The following is a 16,143-nucleotide window of genomic DNA, read 5'->3' on the forward strand; positions in this document are numbered from 1 at the left end:
CGAATCCGCGGGCATCATGCTGATAAGGCTATCGATGGTCTCCGCATGCACCCACGAAGAAGAAGAAAGCATCTCGACTATAACCAGACCCGCCGGCGTAACCGGATGCTCTCTGAGATAGGCCGTCGAGCTGATCGGTCATCGGAATGAACATATTGGAGATCCGGATCTGGACATTGAATTGCGCCTGCTTGTCCGCCTTAAACCCATCCGTAGCCATCACCGCCTTGATACTGTCCGCCACCCGCTGTGTCTCCTTCATCGCATCCTTATAGTCCTTCTGCGCCTGCGCACCCGGACCGTCGACGACGAACTTGTCCAGCTTCACCCGTAGCGACGAAATTGGTCCTGCCGATACCCAAAATAAAATCCGCCCGCTGCGCATACGGCACCATCATCGAAGCCTTCCATTCCATTGGCTTCGTCAGCAGCCTCACCTGAATGGCAAAATCGACACTTCCGGAAAAATGGAAGGCATTGTCCTTCACCACAGCACTGTCCACCATCTTCACCCCGTGCACGTCGTCATAGACGAGATACACCACCAATGGGACGGAAGGCATGTCTTTAAAACGGCCTTCAAGAGTAAAATCATGGGCACTTGCGACCCGGATACCGGCAGTAAAAGCCAGTAGGAACAGAAATCCCTTCATACAACAATGTTTGATTTAGCGTGGAAATATTAGTTATACCCCTGATTCTGCGTCAGGTTCGGATCGAGCGCGATCTCGAGCGCCGGCACAGGCAGCAGCTGCTTGTTGGAATTCCAGGCGCCCCCACCCTTCAGTGGAGTGACCACATTCATCACCGCATCGATATTACCGGTACGCCTCAGGTCGAACCAGCGATGCCCGAACTCCGTGAACAACTCCACCTGCCGCTCCTGCAGGACCGCCGCTACCAGCCCGCCCTGATCACTGGCCGTCGTCGCCGGCAGACCAGCCCTCGAACGGATCGCATTCAGATCGGCAGCCGCATCCACCAGCTTGTTCTGCATGGCCCGCGCCTCCGCGCGTATCAGATACTGCTCCGCCAGCCGCAGCACGACCACATTCTCGGAATTGGGCGCCGTCTGCGAGTAGACCTTGTATTTGAAAGCATAGTAGTAAGTCACCGCCGGTACGGTAGCCGTCGGCGTGGTGGTAAAATGCCCAACCCAATTCGCCCAGCGCTTGTCCCGCACCGTATCGAACGCACTCACCAGCCAGCTCGTCAGCGGGAACAGCGTACCCGTACCCGGGGCCTGCGTGAGAACCAGATAACCGGCATCGGAATTATTAGCCGGATAGGTCGTGACCTGTTGCCACTGCCAGACGATCTCCCGGCTCGTCTTAACAAAAACATTGTTCAGCACCGGCTCCAGCACATACAGCGACTTGCCGATGACATCACCCGCCGCAGCCTCCGCATTCGGATAGTCCTTCAGATAAAGATAGACGCGCGCCAGCAACGCAGACGCCGCCTGCCTGTTCGGCCGAACCCTGTCCGGAGAACCCATCGGCTGCGCGGAAGCGTTATTGTAAACACCATCCGGCAGCAACCCCTGCGCATCCTTGAGGTCCTGCACGATCTGCTTGTAGACATTCGCAGCAGAAGCCCTCGCCAGCTGGCCGTTCACCTGAAAATCGCTGGTCAGCGCCAAAGGCACGTCTCCATAGGTATTCACCAGATAGAAATAAATGAACGCCCTCGTAAACTTCGCCTCCCCTATGGACTGGTTGCGGATCGCAGGCGTCAGCGACGATGCGCCGGTTCCCGATATGCCATCAAGAATGGTATTGCAGACATTCAGGGCGCCATAAGCATTCGCCCAGAAATAATTCTGACTGCTCAACAGCGAATTGCTGTAAAATTGCGCCGGCACCGCCGAATAGCCTCCCGATGCATAGTTACCCAGTTCATCCGCTGCCAGCCCCATGCAGATAGGGATTGCCGTCGAGCTGTTCAGCAATGATCCCACCTTGACCTCCATCCCCGCAACCGCAGACTCCAGATTCCCATCCGAGCTAAAGACATTCTCGCCGTTCAGCGTTACTGGCGAAGGATTGATATCCAGTGTTTTCTTGCAGCTGAAAGCGGCACAGGCCGCAAGCAAGATAAAAATATGTAGAGTTCTCATCCTGTTTGGTTTAAAATGTGACTTGTAATCCGCCGGTGATGGTCCTGACCAGCGGCAAATGGTTCAGCGTCTGCGTTTCCGGATCATAGCCGCCATACGAGGTTATCGTCAGCAGGTTCTCACCCAGGACATAGACCTGAAGGTTTTGCACGTGCAGCTTCTTCGTCACCTCGCTCGCGAACGTATACCGCAAAGACGCATTCTGCAATCGCGCATAGGTCGCGTCCGACCACCCCGCCGTACTGTATGGCAGATAGGTCCACGGCGTATAGTTCAATATGCTGGCGGTATATTTCTGAATGTTCGTTACATCCCCCGCCTTCTGCCAGCGACCCAGCGTAGCCGTGCTGGCGTTTTGCGCAAACCCCGGAGGCAGCAGATAGCTGGCCTGGGTCAACGCGCTGCGACCGATCTGTTTCACGACACGGAACAGCACATCCAGTGAAAAACCCTTATAGGTGAACGTATTCGCGACCGAGCCAAACCATTTCGGATTCAGGTCCTCGAGCACCACATTGTCCTGCGGCTGGTTCAGATTGGCATTGATATGCCCCGTCGCATCGTAGTACTGGTAAACACCGGTTGCAGGATTTACACCCGCGGCTTTGATCAGCCGGAGCACGCCCACCGGATAGCCAACGGCAAGATTGGCGGCGATCTGCGCAGCCGGCGAGCTCGGCGGGAACTTCAGCACCTGGTTCCGCATCTTCGTGAACAGGATGGTCGTTGTCCAGGAGAAATCCTTCAGCTGCAGATTGGTCGTTGTTAGCGTCAGGTCAAAACCCCTGTTCTGCACCAGCCCAGGTAAGTTGCGCGTCACGGAATTGAAACCCGTCAGCCAGGGCTGCATATAGGCGGCCAGCAGATTGCTGGTGCGGTTGCGGAAATAGTTGCCCGTCAACTGGATCCGGTCCCTGAGAAAGTGCAGGTCCAGCGCCGCTTCGATCTTCCGCGTCGTCTCCCAACTGACCACCGGGTTCGGAATATTGTTCGGCGTGACGGCAGGCACATTCTGATAGCTGGTTCCGGTAGAATTAAAATTGGCCAGATAATAGGTCGTCCCGATCTGGTCATTCCCGGTCACGCCATAGCTGCCCCTCGAGCTTACCATAGGTCAGCCAGCGCAGGTTCTTCATGAACTTCTCTTCCGTGAATATCCAGCCCGCCCCGACGGCTCCGAAGAAGTGGAATCGGTTGTCCCGACCGAATTTGGTCGACCCGTCGTTACGCCCGGTCAGATCGAGCAGATATTTATTGTCCCAGATATAATTGACACGACCATAAACACCCGTGAACTTATACAGCGTCAACGAATACCCGTACCCGGGAATGGCCTTGATCGCCGTACCCGCGGTAGGACTGCTCAGCAGCGCATCACTCGTATAGCCCGAAGCCTGCAGCGGCAACGCCTCCTCAGTCTGTTTCTGTACGCTGTAACCCACCGTTGCAGTCAGACGGCCTTTGGCGATGTCCCTGTTATAGGTAGCCTGCGGCTCGATGCTCCAGTAGGTATTGTTGTTGGTGGTAAAATTGGACTGCCCCTGTCGTAACTCCCAGAGCGGGAGCATTTGCGGATATCGGGGTTCCATTGAATTCGTTCATCTGCTGTTTGTTGTATCCCACCGTAGCCTTCAGTTCCAGACCAGGAAAAGGCCGGTAGGCGATCACGGCGCTGGACAGCAGATTGTTGATGGAGGTCCTATTCAGTTTCCGGGCGGCCAGCGCGGGATTCGCATTGAACGTATTGTTCTGGAAATTCAGCGAGCCGTCGGAATTGAACAGTTTTGGCGCATCCGGCGCCAGCGAAATGATAGTCGAGAACTGGTCACCGGGAGGAATATCACTCACGTTATAGGTGTATCCGCCCGTAAGACTGGCCGTGAACTTGCCGTCCTGGCTGGTCGTCCCCATGCTGAAATGCAGGGAGGCCGTATGATCCGATCCGCCAAACAGCTTCTCCAGATTGTTCTGCCTCCTATAGTTACCGCTCAGCAGATAACTGCTGTTCGCGCCGCCTCCTGATACACTCACCTGCGCATTGGTGGTCTGGCCATTCCCCAGCAATTCTTTAGCCCAGTTGGTACTACGAGTAGTATCCCATGCCCCATTGATGTCATAGTCGAAGGCCGAGACCGGAAGACCATCATTCCGCTTAGCCTCGTGCCGCATCTGGAGATACTGCTGCAAATTTAGCATCTTCGGCATATATGGCACCTGACTGATACCCGTATAAGCATTCAGCGTAACCCGCGTCGCACCCGACCTGCCTTTTTTTGTAGTGATCAGTATCACACCGTTTGCGCCCCTGCTGCCATATATCGCCGTTGCATCCGCATCCTTCAGGATATCCACGCTCTCAATGTCCAGCGGGTTGATAAAATTCAGCGGATTCTGTCCCAGAAAACCGCCGTGGGCTATATTGGAGTTCAGCGTAACATACTCATCCATGGTATATGGTATACCGTCCACGATATACAGCGGACTGGAACCCGAACTGATCCCATTCTGTCCGCGGATGTTGACGCTCACCGGACTCCCCGGCACACCCGAGGTCTGCGAGATCATCACCCCCGGCACCTTCGCCTGCAACGCGGTCAGCACGTTGGCGACAGGATAGTTCTCGATCTCCTTCGAAGTGACCGTCGTCTGCTCACCCGTATTAAATCGCTTGGTGGTCGTACCATAGGCGATCACCTGCGTCACGTCCAGTTCCGCAATATCCACTTCCATGGCAACATTGATCACCGCCGCGCCATTGATCTTAACTTCCCGCCTGCGGTATCCTACCGAAGTAAAGAGCAGCGTGCGGTGGTTGGGCGCGAGGAAAAGGAACTCCCCCGTAGCACTGGTAGTGATCGCCCTGTTATAATCTTTTAAAGTAATGGTAACGCCCTGCAACGCGTTCCCCTTCTGATCCGTCACCTTCCCTTTGATAAGCACCATTGAGTCCTTCTGCGGACTCAGCACCGCCGAGTCCAGCCCCCTTCCAATAATATATACCGGTTTGTCCTCCTCGACCAGTATCGCCCCATCCTCTATCCGGAAGGTCAGGGGGTGTTCTTAAAACAGTTGTCGAGCGCTTCCTTTAAAGGAACGTCGCTCACGTCCACGCTCACAGAGCCCACCCGGCGAACCAGCGCGGCGTCGATAAAGAAATCATAGCCGGTCTGCAGGCGGATCTCTTTAAATATTTTGCTGAGTGACACATTCTTCTCATGCAGCGTGACCTTCTGTGCCTCTCCAGCGCTCACCTGCAGGACCCCAATCACGATCAGCAGCGCAGTCAATTTCATAATTCGCTGAATTTGTTGAAAATTCATACCTTAGAGTGTTTTGGTTTAAGTTGAAAATGTTTCTCACGACATTTTTTTTATTCAAAGCCATAACATCGCCGGAGGTGTTCGCTGCACTTCCGGTTTTGTTTTATTTACGATCCGGTGGACCCGGCAAAAGATCCACATCGGCGCCGTTTCGGGTCTAGGGTTTGGGTATAACCATTATCCTCCTTTTTTCGATTTTAAATTTCACTTTACCGGTGGCTTCCATCATCTGTAATACTGCTGAAATGTTCTTCGACCGGGATACGATACCGTCGAACTGCATCGGGCCGGGGCTGCCCTGCGGATAGGATATGTCTACGTCATACCACCTCGCGATCTTTCGCATGATGGAAGTAATATCTTCGCTGTTGAATACAAAGTCTCCGTGCGCCCACGCTATCACCTCATCCAGGTCGGCCCCGTCGTTCACCGTTACCCCACCACCCGCGCCATTCACCGCCTGCTGCCCGGGGGTCAGCACTACCTTCCGTCCCGAACCGCTCACCCTGATACTCCCCGTCAGCAAAGCTGGTCCGCTGATCCGGCTCGTCGGCATATACGTTGACGTCAAAGCTGGTTCCCAGCACGTCGACGGCCTGACCACCCGCATCCACCCGAAACGGCCTGGACTTGTCGGGCGCCACTTCAAAATAGGCTTCCCCGGTGACGACTACCCGCCTTTCCTTCCCCGCGAAGGCCACCGGATACTGAATGGAAGACGCCGCATTCAGCAACACTTTCGAACCGTCAGAAAGAACCAGATGATACTGTCCGCCCCGCGGCGTGGTCACGCTGTTCATCGATACTTCGGACGACCCGGCCCCCATACCAAGGGCCTGATAGACCAACTGTCCATCCGCCGTCTTGGTTACCTGTATATGCCCTTGATTCGCTACGATTCCGTTTGCAGCTCCCGTAAGAGAAATGGTCTTCCCGTCCGCCAGGGTCAGGATCGCCCTGTCGCCGCCCGCGCCGATATCCGTCCCCGCCACTACAGCCGGAGGCGCGACCGCGGAAGACCTGCCGCGCATATACCAATAACCGCCCGCACAGACCAGCAACAGGACGGCCGCAGCGGCAGTCCACCGGCGGATGCCGATCACCCGCCGCCTCCCCGCCAGTGCCTGACAGGTCGAGCACTTTGTCCCAGCCGTCCTCTACCTGCCGCTCGCTGGGCAGCATGACACTGCCGTCCCGCCGGGCATGGTCGATATACCAGCTCTCCAGCAATGCCTTTTCCTCCTCACTGCACTGACCCAAACCGTATTTTTTGAGTAGATCCTCGAATTGTTCTTCGTTCATATATCTATATATGACAGCCGACTCACCCCCAGGTAGTAGATAAAATAAAAAAAATTAACCCGGAGATAACCCGCCCTCAGGGAAGGGCTCCAAACAGGAACCGGAGAGGTCCCTTAAGTCTGTTTCTTAATATCTTAATAGCATTGCTAACCTGCTTTTTCACCGTCTTATCCGAAATATTCAATTTTTCAGCGATCTCTTTGTGCGACAGCTCCTCCCGCCGGCTCAGCTCAAACACCTCCCGCATCTTGTCCGGCAACGCCGCGATTTCCTTCTCGATCAGCGCCGTAAGTTCGCGCACACGCAGCTGTTCATCGATGATGGATTCCCCCTCTTTCATGAATCGCTGTATGGAAAACAGATACGCATCCTTTACCCTTTTGTGTTCGATACGGTTGAGGACGCGGTTCCGGACCGACGTATATAAATAGGAAGACAGCGAGACGCTGATCTCGAGCTGACCAGCCTTCTGCCAGAGACCGGAAAAACTTCCTGAACACAGTCCTCCGCCTCTCCGGACTCCTTCAGCAGCTTGCAGGCATGGATATACAACAAGGAATAGTATCGCTTGTAGATCGCTTCGAAGGCGGACTCGTCGCCTTCCCGCACCCGGGAAAGCAATTCCAGGTCAGAGTGTAAATCAATGGGGCTCATCGCGCTGCAATGACGAATATACATCATTTACCGATCTTCCATTGACGAAATGAACAATTTGGTTAGATCGGCGTTGCTTCTCATACACAGTCAAAAACATTTCCAAATGAGTACGAAAATCAGTTTTCAACGCGACTTCACACTAGGTGAAGACCTCACCGTCCGCCGCATGGGCTACGGCGCCATGCGCATCACCGGAGAAGGCATCTGGGGTCCGCCAAAGGACCGCGACGGCGCCATCAAGGTCCTTCAGCGCGCGGTCGAACTCGGCGTCAACTTCATCGACACAGCCGACAGCTATGGACCCAATATCTCCGAAGAATTGATCGCCGAAGCACTCTACCCCTACCCCGCCGGACTCGTCATCGCTACAAAAGGCGGGTTCGTACGCACCGGCCCCGGCCAAGTGGGTCATCAACTCAAGCCCCAAACACCTGAAACAGGCGCTGGAAGGCAGCCTCGCCCGGCTGAAGCTCGACAGGATCGACCTCTACCAGCTGCACCGCATCGACCCCAACGTGCCATTCGAAGAAACACTGGAGTTCCTGCAGGGCGTACAGGAAGAAGGCCTGGTCAAACATATCGGCCTGTCCGAGGTCAGCGTCGAAGACATCGAAAAAGCAGAGGAATACGTGGAGATCGTCTCCGTCCAGAACAAATACAGCCACGACTACAGAAAATGGGAGTCTGTGCTCGAGTACTGCGAAGAGACCGGCAAAGCCTTCATCCCCTGGAACCCCATCAACGCAGGCAACATGAGTAACATGAATAAAGTAGAAAAACTTGCCGCGAAACTGGGCGTCTCCACGCAACAACTGGCACTGGCCTGGCTGCTCTATCATTCCCCCAACAACCTCCTCATCCCGGGAACATCCAGCGTAGCACACCTCGAAGAGAACATGGCCGCGGAAAAGATCCAACTGACAGAAGACATCCTCGAAGAACTCGAGTCAGAATAGAAAGAGGCCTCCGGGCCTCTTTTCGTTTATGGCGCACGAACTTACAAATGCCTTTCAATATAACCCCTCATCGCCTCGGGCTTCACCACCGGCCCCCACCGTCGCAAAGGCTTCCCATCCGCACTAACTAAAAACTTAGTAAAATTCCATTTGATCCGGCTGCCCAAAAATCCACCCAGCCTCTTCTTCAGGAACCGGAACACCGGATGCGTCCCCGGACCATTCACCTCGATCTTTTCAAACAATGGAAAGCTCACCCCAAAATTGACCTTACAGGTCTCCTCCATCATTTCATTGGATTCGGGCTCCTGACCGCGGAACTGATTACACGGAAAACCCAGCACCACCAGCCCCCGATCCTTATATCGCTCATACAACTCTTCCAGGCCCCTGAACTGCGGAGCCAACCCGCACTGTGTAGCCGTATTGACGATCAGCACCGTTTTACCCCGGAAACGCTCCATACTGACCGGCCGCCCCTGAGGATCGTTCGCCCTCAGCTCGTAAAATTCATTGGACATACACAAAAATACAAAACCCCGGCGGCGCCGGGGTCCTATTGTTAAAACTGTGGTACGCAATCGCTAGACTCGAAAAGCGGGTAACCCCCGCTTCGTGTTAAAGTTATAATATTTTATTGCAATTCCGCGGCAGCCGCCAATTTTCTTTTTCCGCCCGCCGCACCCTATTCCGCTCTCAAACTTTTCACCGGCGATACCCTCGCGGCCCGCACCGCCTGCCAGCCCACCGTCGAAAGGGCTATAAAGACCGCACCTCCTCCTGCCACGACGAACAACCACCAGTAGATAGGCACCCGGTATGAAAAGTCCTGCAGCCACCGCCACATAGCCAGCCAGGCCAGCGGCGAGGCAATACAAATGGCGACCACTACGAGCCGGACAAAATCCTTTGACAACAACGCGATTATCCCGAAAACAGAACAGCCCAACACCTTTCGGATACCGATCTCCCTGACCCGCTGCTCCGCACTGAATGCAGCCAAACCCAGCAAACCCAGACACGCGATAAAGATGGTCAGCGCGGTAAAAACACCGATGATACGCCCTATCCGGTATTCCTGTTCGTAGCTCCGCTGAAAATCCTGGTCCAGAAACGAATATTCAAAAGGAGTTCCCGGATTGATCCGCTGCCAGATACCCCCGATATCCCCGAGAAGCCGCCCGTAGTCCGCCGTCCTCACCCGCGCGATCAGATAGTCCTTCTCGTCGGTCAGCATAAACCCATACGGACGAATCGGATCCCGGAGACTCTGAAAATTGAAGTCCTTGACAACGCCGACGATTCGGATATCCTGCTGATCGTTCAGATGCCCGAAATGGATCGTCGTCCCGGCCGCAGTCTTCGGGTCCAGCCCCAGCTTGCGGACCGCCGTTTCGTTGAAGATAATCGAGGGTACGGAGATTACGGGCGAGGAGGAGCGTGTCGAAGCAGCTCCGACCGAAGCCCTCGCATTCGAATCCGAGCCAAAATCCCGCGAAAAGGTCCGCCCGTCAACCATCTTCATACCAAGCGTCTCCAGGAAGTCATACCCCACCTGACCGAACGGGATATTCGTCCCGTCTATCGCACTCTGCCCCTGCCGGTAAAATCGCAGGTCGTTGAAAGGCGGCTGTCCCGGATAGGTCGTCCCCCCGCCACCGCATCGATCCTCGGATCCTTTCCCAGCGCTTCCGAGAGAACCCTGTAATTCGCCATCGTCCCGGGCGTCCGTAGCGGAATGACCAGCTGCTGGTCCTTCTGAAACCCGAGGTCGTGCGCCCCCAAAATCGCAGCTGCTCCCAGATGAGCAGCGACGACAGGATCAAAAATATAGCGATCGTGAACTGAAAGATGACCAGCCCCTTCCGAAGGAACAACACCGACAGACTATTGACCAGCTGCCCCTTCAGCACCTTTATCGGACGAAACGACGACAGGTAGAACGCCGGATATACCCCCGCCAGCAACCCCGCGACCAGCCCCAGACCGGCGATCCAGCCCAAAGCCGCCGGATAGTCGAAAAGCGACAGCTCGCGCTGCGCCAGCAGATTGAAAGCCGGCAGCAGCAGCCAAACCGCCAATAGAGCGACCAGCAGGGACACGAAACTTATAAACAACGACTCACCCAGAAACTGCGCCACCAGCTGCCCGCGCAACGCCCCCATTACCTTCCGGACCCCGACTTCCTTCGCCCTTCGCTGCGACCGGGCCGTCGACAAATTCATAAAATTCACACAGGCGATCAGCAACACGAAAAAGGCGATGCAGCCCAATATATAGAGGTACGAGCGGTTGAGATTGGGCGAAAGATCGTGGTCATAGGGCGACTCCGTATGCAGATGGATATCGGCCACCGGCTGCAGAAAGATCATCCGCTCCGCCCCCGCATTGGTGATATCCCTGCTGCCATGCCGGTGAAGAAAAGGATTGAGCTTCTTCGAAAAAGCGTCCACATCCGTTCCCTTCTTCAGCCGGATATAGGTCATAAAAGTATTATAGGTAGCCCAGTTGGTCCGCTCCTTCAGCCAGGGACGCAGGTCTTCATTGTCCATATTGAGAAACAGATCGCCGTCGATATGGGAAGGCCCCAGCGGCTCGAACACACCCTTCACGGTAAAGACACCATTCCCGGCCTTCAAGGTCTTACCGACAGGATCCGCCCTTCCAAAAAGCTTGAGAGCCAGCTCACGGGACACGACAGCCGTATTCGGCACCGCCATCGCGGTCCTCGCATCACCCCTCAGCCACCGGTACGCGAACAGGTCGAAATAGCTGGCATCGACATAATACCCCTTCTTCTCATAAAAGACCTTCTTTTCCCCGCCATCCTCATACCCGAGTACCAGCGACCCGTCATTGCCCGGCTCCAGTAAACGCGCCGCCTGCTCCACTTCCGGCATCTCCGCTTTTAACCCCGCACCGACATTCGCGTTCGAGCTGACGATCGCGCTCACGTCTTTTTGACTCTTGAAGGCCGTGGCTACCCGGTAAAGCCGGTCGCTCCCCGCATGCTGCTTGTCATAAGAGGTCTCATGAAAGATAAAGAGCAGGATGAACAGACAAACGGACAGGCCCATCGCCAGTCCCACGATATTGATCAGGGTATATCCCTTGTTGACCAGGAGATTGCGCCAGGTCAGCCGGCAGTAGTTTTTAAACATGCTGTTAATGCCACACATTTGGTGCCACATTTTCGATGTCTTCAACCCCTTATTCCTTACCTTCAACCCCATGCAAAATAAATGGCTCCAGCTCTTCCTTCCGCACCTCATTGCCGTTGTCGTTTTCCTGCTCATCGCCGTCGTCTACTGCAAACCGGTCCTCGAACACAAAGTACTGCAGCAGGCCGACGTCACTCAGTATACGGCCATGGCCCGGAACTCGGCGGTGTATAAGGAAAAACACGGAGCCTTCCCCCTCTGGACCCAGGGCATGTTCAGCGGGATGCCGGCCTACCAGATCGCCATCGACGTACAGACCTTCGCGCCCTATGCCTTCTTCCACGACCTGCTGAGCCTCTGGCTCCCAAAACTGCCCGGCTTCTTCTTCCTCGCCTGCATCTGCTTCTATTTCCTTTCGCAGGTGCTCCGCGTCAATCCTTATATCGGCATCATCGGCGCCCTGGCATTTGCCTACGCCACCTATAACCCTACCGCCCTCGTCGCGGGCCACGATACCAAGATGACGGCGCTCGCCCTGCTGCCGGCCTTTATCGCTTCCATACTCCTGATCTTCGAAAAAAATACCTCGCCGGACTCGCCCTGACGGCCCTCTTCACCGACCTGTTCGTCGCCGCCAACCACCCGCAGATCGTTTACTACGGCATGATCATCGTAGGCTTCATGGGCCCGGCCTATATCATCCGCTGGACAAAAGAAAAAGACTTCAGACGTCTCGTACTGGCGGGCACACTGACCCTGCTCGGCGCCACCATCGGCGTCATGGGCAACGCCGTAGCCACCCTCACCACCTATGACTATGCGCCGGCTTCCATCCGCGGCGGCAGCGAACTGGCTACCACCGGCGGCACGCTCACCAGCAAAGGACTCAGCGAAGACTACGCCTTCACCTACAGTACCTACAAAACAGAGTCCTTCGAGCTGCTCGTTCCGAAGATCTACGGCGGCGGCAATAACAGGACAGAGTTCAACGAAGGGAACCTGAAGTCCGTCGACGCCCTGCAAAGCATGCCCCCGCAGCTGGGACAACAACTGCAGCACCTGCTCCACATCTACTGGGGAGACATCAGTGCAGACACGGGTGGTCCCGCCTACGCCGGCGCCGTCATTTGCCTTTTGGCCTTCATAGGACTCTTCATCCTCGACGGCAAGCACAAATGGTGGATTCTCGCGGCCTGCGTCATCAGCCTCATGATGAGTTGGGGCAGCAACCTCCAGGGCTTCAACGGCTTCCTCCTCAAAGTCCTGCCTGGCTACAACAAATTCCGCGCGCCCAGCGTCATCCTCGTCATCCCCAACTTCCTGTTCTGCGTACTCGCCATACTCAGCCTCCAGCGCCTGCTGACCCTGACCGCATCCGAAAAAGAGACTTTTTGGGGTAAATACAAAAAAGCGCTGTATTTCACCGGCGGCGTTTTCGCCCTCCTTTTCATCCTGTATTTTAGCTTCGACTATACGACGGCGGCAGACAAGGACGCGCTCCAACGTGCCTCGGGCCTTCAGCAGCCGCAGATCACCGACTACGTAAAAGGCTTCCTTACCGCACTGAAAGAAGACAGACAGGCCGTCTTCCTCGGCAGCCTCCTGCGCTCGCTCTTCTATACAGCAACAGCCGCCGCCCTCCCTGACCCTCGCCGTCAAAGCCAAAATCAAACCACTGCTGACCATCGGCATCGTAGGCGCACTCGCCTTTATCGACCTGATGGCGATGAACGTCCAGTACCTCAGCTACGACAACTACCAGGACGAAGAAGAGGCGCAAAATGACTTCAAGCCGACGCCTTCCGACGACGCCGTACTCCGCGACAAGTCCTGGTACCGCGTGCTGGACCTCCGCCAGGGCGGACTCAACTCCCTTACCTACGGCGCCATGACGGCCTACTTCCACCATAGCATCGGCGGCTACCATCCCGCCAAACTCAGCATCTATAACGACCTCATCGAATACCAGCTAGCCAGATACCCCGACTGTATGCCGGTGATCGACATGCTGAACACCAAATATATCTTACAGCCGACGCAGGACGGACGCGACACGGTGTCCCTCAACCCCCACGCCCTCGGCCCCGCATGGCTCGTCCGGTCCCTCAAATACGCCAACTCTCCAAAGGCCGTGATGGACGCACTGACCAACCTCGACACAAAAGACACCGCCGTCCTCTTCAACAACGATCAGGCCGCCGTCGGCGCCACCGACAGTCCCTACCCCGCAGACACGATCAGCCTCACAAAAGCCGACAACGACGAAATGACATACGAGTCCAGCACCTCAGGCCCCCGCTTCGCCGTATTCAGCGAGATCTATTACAACCGCGGCTGGCACGCCCGGATCGACAACCAGGAAGCCCCCATCATCCGTACCGACTACGCGCTGCGCGGACTCTCCATCCCCGCAGGCCGCCATACGATACGTTTCAGTTTCCATCCCTCCTCCTACTATACCGGAATGACCCTTCAGCTCATTGCGGGCATCACTCATGGTTTTGCTTCTGCTCGCAGCGGCCATAATTAAGGGTAGAAAGTTTTTTTAACGCTGACAACCAAAAAGGTCATACTTTCGTGCCGATTTTTTAGGGCATATTTTATTGAAGATTCTATGGCTATTCTCCTGTTTTTTCTTTGTCACTGGTTCTTTTCGCTTTTTTCCCAAACCTTCTTCCTGCACCGCTACGCTTCCCACAAAATGTTTAAAATGAACAAATTTTGGGAGAGATTCTTCTATAGCTTCACTTTTGTCTCCCAGTGGCTCCTCCTTCCTCAACCCGCGTGCCTACGCCATCCTCCACCGGATGCACCACGCCTACAGCGACACGGAAAAAGACCCCCACTCCCCCCATTTCATCCGGGACGTCTGGGGCCTCATGATGCAGACAAAGAATATCTATTTCGACTACCTCAAATACAAAAAAGAACCCGAGCCTGCATTTCGCGACCGCTACCCCACATGGCCCTCGATCGACCGCCTCAGCGACCTCTGGGCTGTCCGCATCGCGTTCGGAGTCGGCTATACCGCATTTTACGTGGCCTTTGCCACACACTGGTGGATGTATCTCCTGCTACCTGTCCACTTTTTCATGGGACCGATACACGGCGCCATCGTCAACTGGTGCGGACACAAATACGGCTATTCCAATTTCGATAATGACGACCACAGCAAGAATTCGCTCCCGCTGGACTTCCTCATGATGGGCGAGCTGTTTCAGAACAACCACCACAAAAGCCCCAACGACGCCAATTTTGCAAAAAAATGGTTCGAGCTGGATCCCACTTATCCCGTCATCCGCCTCCTCCACGCGCTGAAGATCATTCGTCTGCGAAAGGTTAAACAAGCAGACTCCCGGCCGGCGATCCAACCTTCCTTAAATCTCGTATATAAGGAAGAAGCTCTCCATGGAGAACACCATTCACATAGCGATCAACAATAAACCCAGCCGGTATGAACGCATAGTCCTGAGACACCTGCGAAGGATGGACAAAGGCCGGATGGACCTCGAACTTCCCAACGGGGACCAGCTCGTTCTGGGCAACGGCAACGGGATCCGCGCCCAGATACGCATCAGGGACGCTTCCTTTTATAAACGCTGTATCCTCTATGGGAACGCCGGCCTTGGCGAAGCCTATGCAGACGGCCTCTGGGATACGGACAACATCACAGCCGTCGTCAGCTGGACCCTGCAGAACACCCGCTCCACCCCATGGTGGCGGAAATGGAACACCCGCCGCAGCACAACCCCGGGCTACGACCTTAACAACGAATTCTTCCGGACCTTTCTCGACGAGACCATGACCTGGTCCGGCGCCTATTTCGAACGCGACGGCATGGACCTCGAAGAAGCCCAGCAGGCCAAATACCGGCGCCTCTCCAACCAGTTATGCCTGCAGCCCACCGACCACGTCCTCGGACCTCGCCTGTGGATGGGGCAGCAACGCCATCTACATGGCCCGCCAGTACGGCTGTATGGTAACGGCCCTCACCCCATCGGAACAACAATACCAGCTGGCTATCCGCCGCGTCCGCCAGTGCTGGACTCGACCACCTCGTCTCGGTCCGGCAGAAAGACTACCGTCGGCTAAAAGGCCGCTTCGACAAGATCGTTTCCGTCGAGCCGCACGAAGCCACCGACCCCGGCTATTTCCGCAATTGCCGCCGGCTGCTGAAAGAGGACGGAATAATGGCCCTTCAGATCGTAACCCGCCCGGATACCCGCTACAGCGCCCACCGCTCGGGAGACATGACGCTTGTCGACATGAAAGAACTCGGCCTGCACTATGCCGCCACACTAAAGGTGTGGTTCATACACTTCAACAGCCGGCTCCCCGAGATCAGACAGCTCGGCTTCGACGACCGGTTCATCCGCAAATGGAATTTCTATCTCTGCTACTGCGAAGCAGCTTTCCGGACACGCAGCCTCCAGGCCATGCAGCTCGTCTACCGGCCATCACGGAAAACCAGTATATTCTGAACAACCGGCATGGACCGCACCCAACGGCCCGAAAATTGCCCCATCTCTCCAAATTATCAGTGATGCGACAATTCCTTACGGGCCTGATGTTTTGACCGCCACCGGCACAAACGCCCAATACCCCAGCAGCCCGATCATGGGATGGAA

General features: G+C 55.5%; 20 protein-coding genes and 2 pseudogenes. 8 read left to right on the top strand and 14 right to left on the bottom strand.

Going from position 1 to position 16,143, the window contains the following annotated elements; translation table 11 throughout:
* Positions 1-28: 28 nt before the first annotated feature.
* The 11 genes from ACQ86N_RS23425 to ACQ86N_RS23475 all read right to left on the bottom strand — a co-directional run bounded on the left by ACQ86N_RS23425 (position 29) and on the right by ACQ86N_RS23475 (position 7,395).
* On the bottom strand, positions 29-328 hold the full coding sequence (locus ACQ86N_RS23425; protein ID WP_431217224.1) for a hypothetical protein: 300 nt from the start codon (positions 326-328) through the stop codon (positions 29-31).
* Positions 270-653 carry a DUF4369 domain-containing protein gene (locus ACQ86N_RS23430; RefSeq protein ID WP_431217225.1) on the bottom strand — a complete coding sequence of 128 codons (384 nt, stop codon included), beginning with the start codon at positions 651-653 and terminating at the stop codon, positions 270-272. Before ACQ86N_RS23430 ends, ACQ86N_RS23425 begins: the two co-directional genes overlap by 59 nt.
* Positions 654-682: 29 nt before the next feature.
* The gene (locus ACQ86N_RS23435) at positions 683-2,119 is read right to left on the bottom strand and encodes a RagB/SusD family nutrient uptake outer membrane protein (RefSeq protein ID WP_431217226.1); all 1,437 of its coding nucleotides are present in this window, start codon (positions 2,117-2,119) and stop codon (positions 683-685) included.
* A gap of 10 nt (positions 2,120-2,129) precedes the next feature.
* Positions 2,130-3,230 (bottom strand): hypothetical protein, encoded by a 1,101-nt coding sequence (locus ACQ86N_RS23440; RefSeq protein ID WP_431217227.1) that lies wholly within the window; start codon positions 3,228-3,230, stop codon positions 2,130-2,132.
* A complete protein-coding gene (locus ACQ86N_RS23445) occupies positions 3,190-3,687 on the bottom strand; it encodes a hypothetical protein (RefSeq protein ID WP_431217228.1) in 498 nt (165 codons plus the stop codon). Before ACQ86N_RS23445 ends, ACQ86N_RS23440 begins: the two co-directional genes overlap by 41 nt.
* Positions 3,596-5,062 carry a TonB-dependent receptor plug domain-containing protein gene (locus ACQ86N_RS23450; RefSeq protein ID WP_431217229.1) on the bottom strand — a complete coding sequence of 489 codons (1,467 nt, stop codon included), beginning with the start codon at positions 5,060-5,062 and terminating at the stop codon, positions 3,596-3,598. Before ACQ86N_RS23450 ends, ACQ86N_RS23445 begins: the two co-directional genes overlap by 92 nt.
* A gap of 104 nt (positions 5,063-5,166) precedes the next feature.
* Positions 5,167-5,412 (bottom strand): hypothetical protein, encoded by a 246-nt coding sequence (locus ACQ86N_RS23455; RefSeq protein WP_431217230.1) that lies wholly within the window; start codon positions 5,410-5,412, stop codon positions 5,167-5,169.
* Positions 5,413-5,596: 184 nt separating this feature from the next.
* A complete protein-coding gene (locus ACQ86N_RS23460) occupies positions 5,597-5,869 on the bottom strand; it encodes a DUF4974 domain-containing protein (RefSeq protein WP_431217231.1) in 273 nt (90 codons plus the stop codon).
* The gene (locus ACQ86N_RS23465; RefSeq protein ID WP_431217232.1) at positions 5,844-6,542 is read right to left on the bottom strand and encodes a FecR family protein; all 699 of its coding nucleotides are present in this window, start codon (positions 6,540-6,542) and stop codon (positions 5,844-5,846) included. Before ACQ86N_RS23465 ends, ACQ86N_RS23460 begins: the two co-directional genes overlap by 26 nt.
* 275 nt (positions 6,543-6,817) lie before the next feature.
* Complete coding sequence (locus ACQ86N_RS23470; protein WP_431217566.1) at positions 6,818-7,192, bottom strand: sigma-70 family RNA polymerase sigma factor; 375 nt, start codon at positions 7,190-7,192, stop codon at positions 6,818-6,820.
* A complete protein-coding gene (locus ACQ86N_RS23475) occupies positions 7,114-7,395 on the bottom strand; it encodes an RNA polymerase sigma factor (protein ID WP_431217233.1) in 282 nt (93 codons plus the stop codon). Before ACQ86N_RS23475 ends, ACQ86N_RS23470 begins: the two co-directional genes overlap by 79 nt.
* A gap of 184 nt (positions 7,396-7,579) precedes the next feature.
* Here ACQ86N_RS23475 and ACQ86N_RS23480 point away from each other — a divergent pair.
* Positions 7,580-7,729, top strand: a pseudogene (locus ACQ86N_RS23480) (aldo/keto reductase); the annotation flags it as partial.
* 112 nt (positions 7,730-7,841) lie between these two features.
* Positions 7,842-8,354 (top strand): aldo/keto reductase, encoded by a 513-nt coding sequence (locus tag ACQ86N_RS23485; protein WP_431217567.1) that lies wholly within the window; start codon positions 7,842-7,844, stop codon positions 8,352-8,354.
* 41 nt (positions 8,355-8,395) lie between these two features.
* Here the strand turns inward: ACQ86N_RS23485 and ACQ86N_RS23490 are convergent, their stop codons facing one another.
* From ACQ86N_RS23490 to ACQ86N_RS23500, 3 genes are all read right to left on the bottom strand, one after another.
* A complete protein-coding gene (locus ACQ86N_RS23490) occupies positions 8,396-8,875 on the bottom strand; it encodes a glutathione peroxidase (protein ID WP_431217234.1) in 480 nt (159 codons plus the stop codon).
* Between the two features lie 164 nt (positions 8,876-9,039).
* Positions 9,040-9,909 (bottom strand): ABC transporter permease, encoded by an 870-nt coding sequence (locus tag ACQ86N_RS23495; protein WP_431217235.1) that lies wholly within the window; start codon positions 9,907-9,909, stop codon positions 9,040-9,042.
* Positions 9,899-11,515: an ABC transporter permease gene (locus ACQ86N_RS23500; RefSeq protein WP_431217236.1), complete on the bottom strand. Its 1,617-nt coding sequence runs from the start codon at positions 11,513-11,515 to the stop codon at positions 9,899-9,901. The genes ACQ86N_RS23495 and ACQ86N_RS23500 overlap by 11 nt, the downstream gene beginning before the upstream one ends.
* 70 nt (positions 11,516-11,585) lie before the next feature.
* Between ACQ86N_RS23500 and ACQ86N_RS23505 the strand changes: the two genes are divergently transcribed.
* From ACQ86N_RS23505 to ACQ86N_RS23530, 6 genes and pseudogenes are all read left to right on the top strand, one after another.
* Positions 11,586-12,119, top strand: coding sequence for a hypothetical protein (locus ACQ86N_RS23505; protein WP_431217237.1), 534 nt, complete (start codon positions 11,586-11,588; stop codon positions 12,117-12,119).
* 59 nt (positions 12,120-12,178) lie between these two features.
* Entirely contained in the window at positions 12,179-13,300 is a 1,122-nt protein-coding gene (locus tag ACQ86N_RS23510) for a hypothetical protein (protein WP_431217238.1), read from the top strand.
* Positions 13,242-14,045, top strand: coding sequence for a YfhO family protein (locus tag ACQ86N_RS23515; RefSeq protein ID WP_431217239.1), 804 nt, complete (start codon positions 13,242-13,244; stop codon positions 14,043-14,045). Before ACQ86N_RS23510 ends, ACQ86N_RS23515 begins: the two co-directional genes overlap by 59 nt.
* A gap of 220 nt (positions 14,046-14,265) precedes the next feature.
* Entirely contained in the window at positions 14,266-14,958 is a 693-nt protein-coding gene (locus ACQ86N_RS23520) for a fatty acid desaturase (RefSeq protein ID WP_431217240.1), read from the top strand.
* A gap of 58 nt (positions 14,959-15,016) precedes the next feature.
* Positions 15,017-15,607 carry a class I SAM-dependent methyltransferase gene (locus ACQ86N_RS23525; protein WP_431217568.1) on the top strand — a complete coding sequence of 197 codons (591 nt, stop codon included), beginning with the start codon at positions 15,017-15,019 and terminating at the stop codon, positions 15,605-15,607.
* A pseudogene (locus tag ACQ86N_RS23530) lies at positions 15,580-15,996 on the top strand (class I SAM-dependent methyltransferase); the annotation flags it as partial. The gene ACQ86N_RS23525 and the pseudogene ACQ86N_RS23530, both read left to right, overlap by 28 nt.
* Between the last annotated feature and the right edge of the window lie 147 nt (positions 15,997-16,143).

The organism is Puia sp. P3, from assembly GCF_050632245.1.
In the GTDB taxonomy this organism is placed as follows: domain Bacteria; phylum Bacteroidota; class Bacteroidia; order Chitinophagales; family Chitinophagaceae; genus Puia.

Coding starts and splice junctions, on each gene's coding strand:
- ACQ86N_RS23455 (WP_431217230.1), bottom strand. CDS start 5,412: ATGAAATTGACTGCGCTGCTGATCGTGATTGGGGTCCTGCAGGTGAGC.
- ACQ86N_RS23515 (WP_431217239.1), top strand. CDS start 13,242: ATGAACGTCCAGTACCTCAGCTACGACAACTACCAGGACGAAGAAGAG.
- ACQ86N_RS23475 (WP_431217233.1), bottom strand. CDS start 7,395: ATGAGCCCCATTGATTTACACTCTGACCTGGAATTGCTTTCCCGGGTG.
- ACQ86N_RS23430 (WP_431217225.1), bottom strand. CDS start 653: ATGAAGGGATTTCTGTTCCTACTGGCTTTTACTGCCGGTATCCGGGTC.
- ACQ86N_RS23435 (WP_431217226.1), bottom strand. CDS start 2,119: ATGAGAACTCTACATATTTTTATCTTGCTTGCGGCCTGTGCCGCTTTC.
- ACQ86N_RS23510 (WP_431217238.1), top strand. CDS start 12,179: ATGATCATCGTAGGCTTCATGGGCCCGGCCTATATCATCCGCTGGACA.
- ACQ86N_RS23440 (WP_431217227.1), bottom strand. CDS start 3,230: ATGGTAAGCTCGAGGGGCAGCTATGGCGTGACCGGGAATGACCAGATC.
- ACQ86N_RS23505 (WP_431217237.1), top strand. CDS start 11,586: ATGCAAAATAAATGGCTCCAGCTCTTCCTTCCGCACCTCATTGCCGTT.
- ACQ86N_RS23500 (WP_431217236.1), bottom strand. CDS start 11,515: ATGTTTAAAAACTACTGCCGGCTGACCTGGCGCAATCTCCTGGTCAAC.
- ACQ86N_RS23490 (WP_431217234.1), bottom strand. CDS start 8,875: ATGTCCAATGAATTTTACGAGCTGAGGGCGAACGATCCTCAGGGGCGG.
- ACQ86N_RS23525 (WP_431217568.1), top strand. CDS start 15,017: ATGGACCTCGAACTTCCCAACGGGGACCAGCTCGTTCTGGGCAACGGC.
- ACQ86N_RS23445 (WP_431217228.1), bottom strand. CDS start 3,687: ATGCTCCCGCTCTGGGAGTTACGACAGGGGCAGTCCAATTTTACCACC.
- ACQ86N_RS23450 (WP_431217229.1), bottom strand. CDS start 5,062: ATGGTGCTTATCAAAGGGAAGGTGACGGATCAGAAGGGGAACGCGTTG.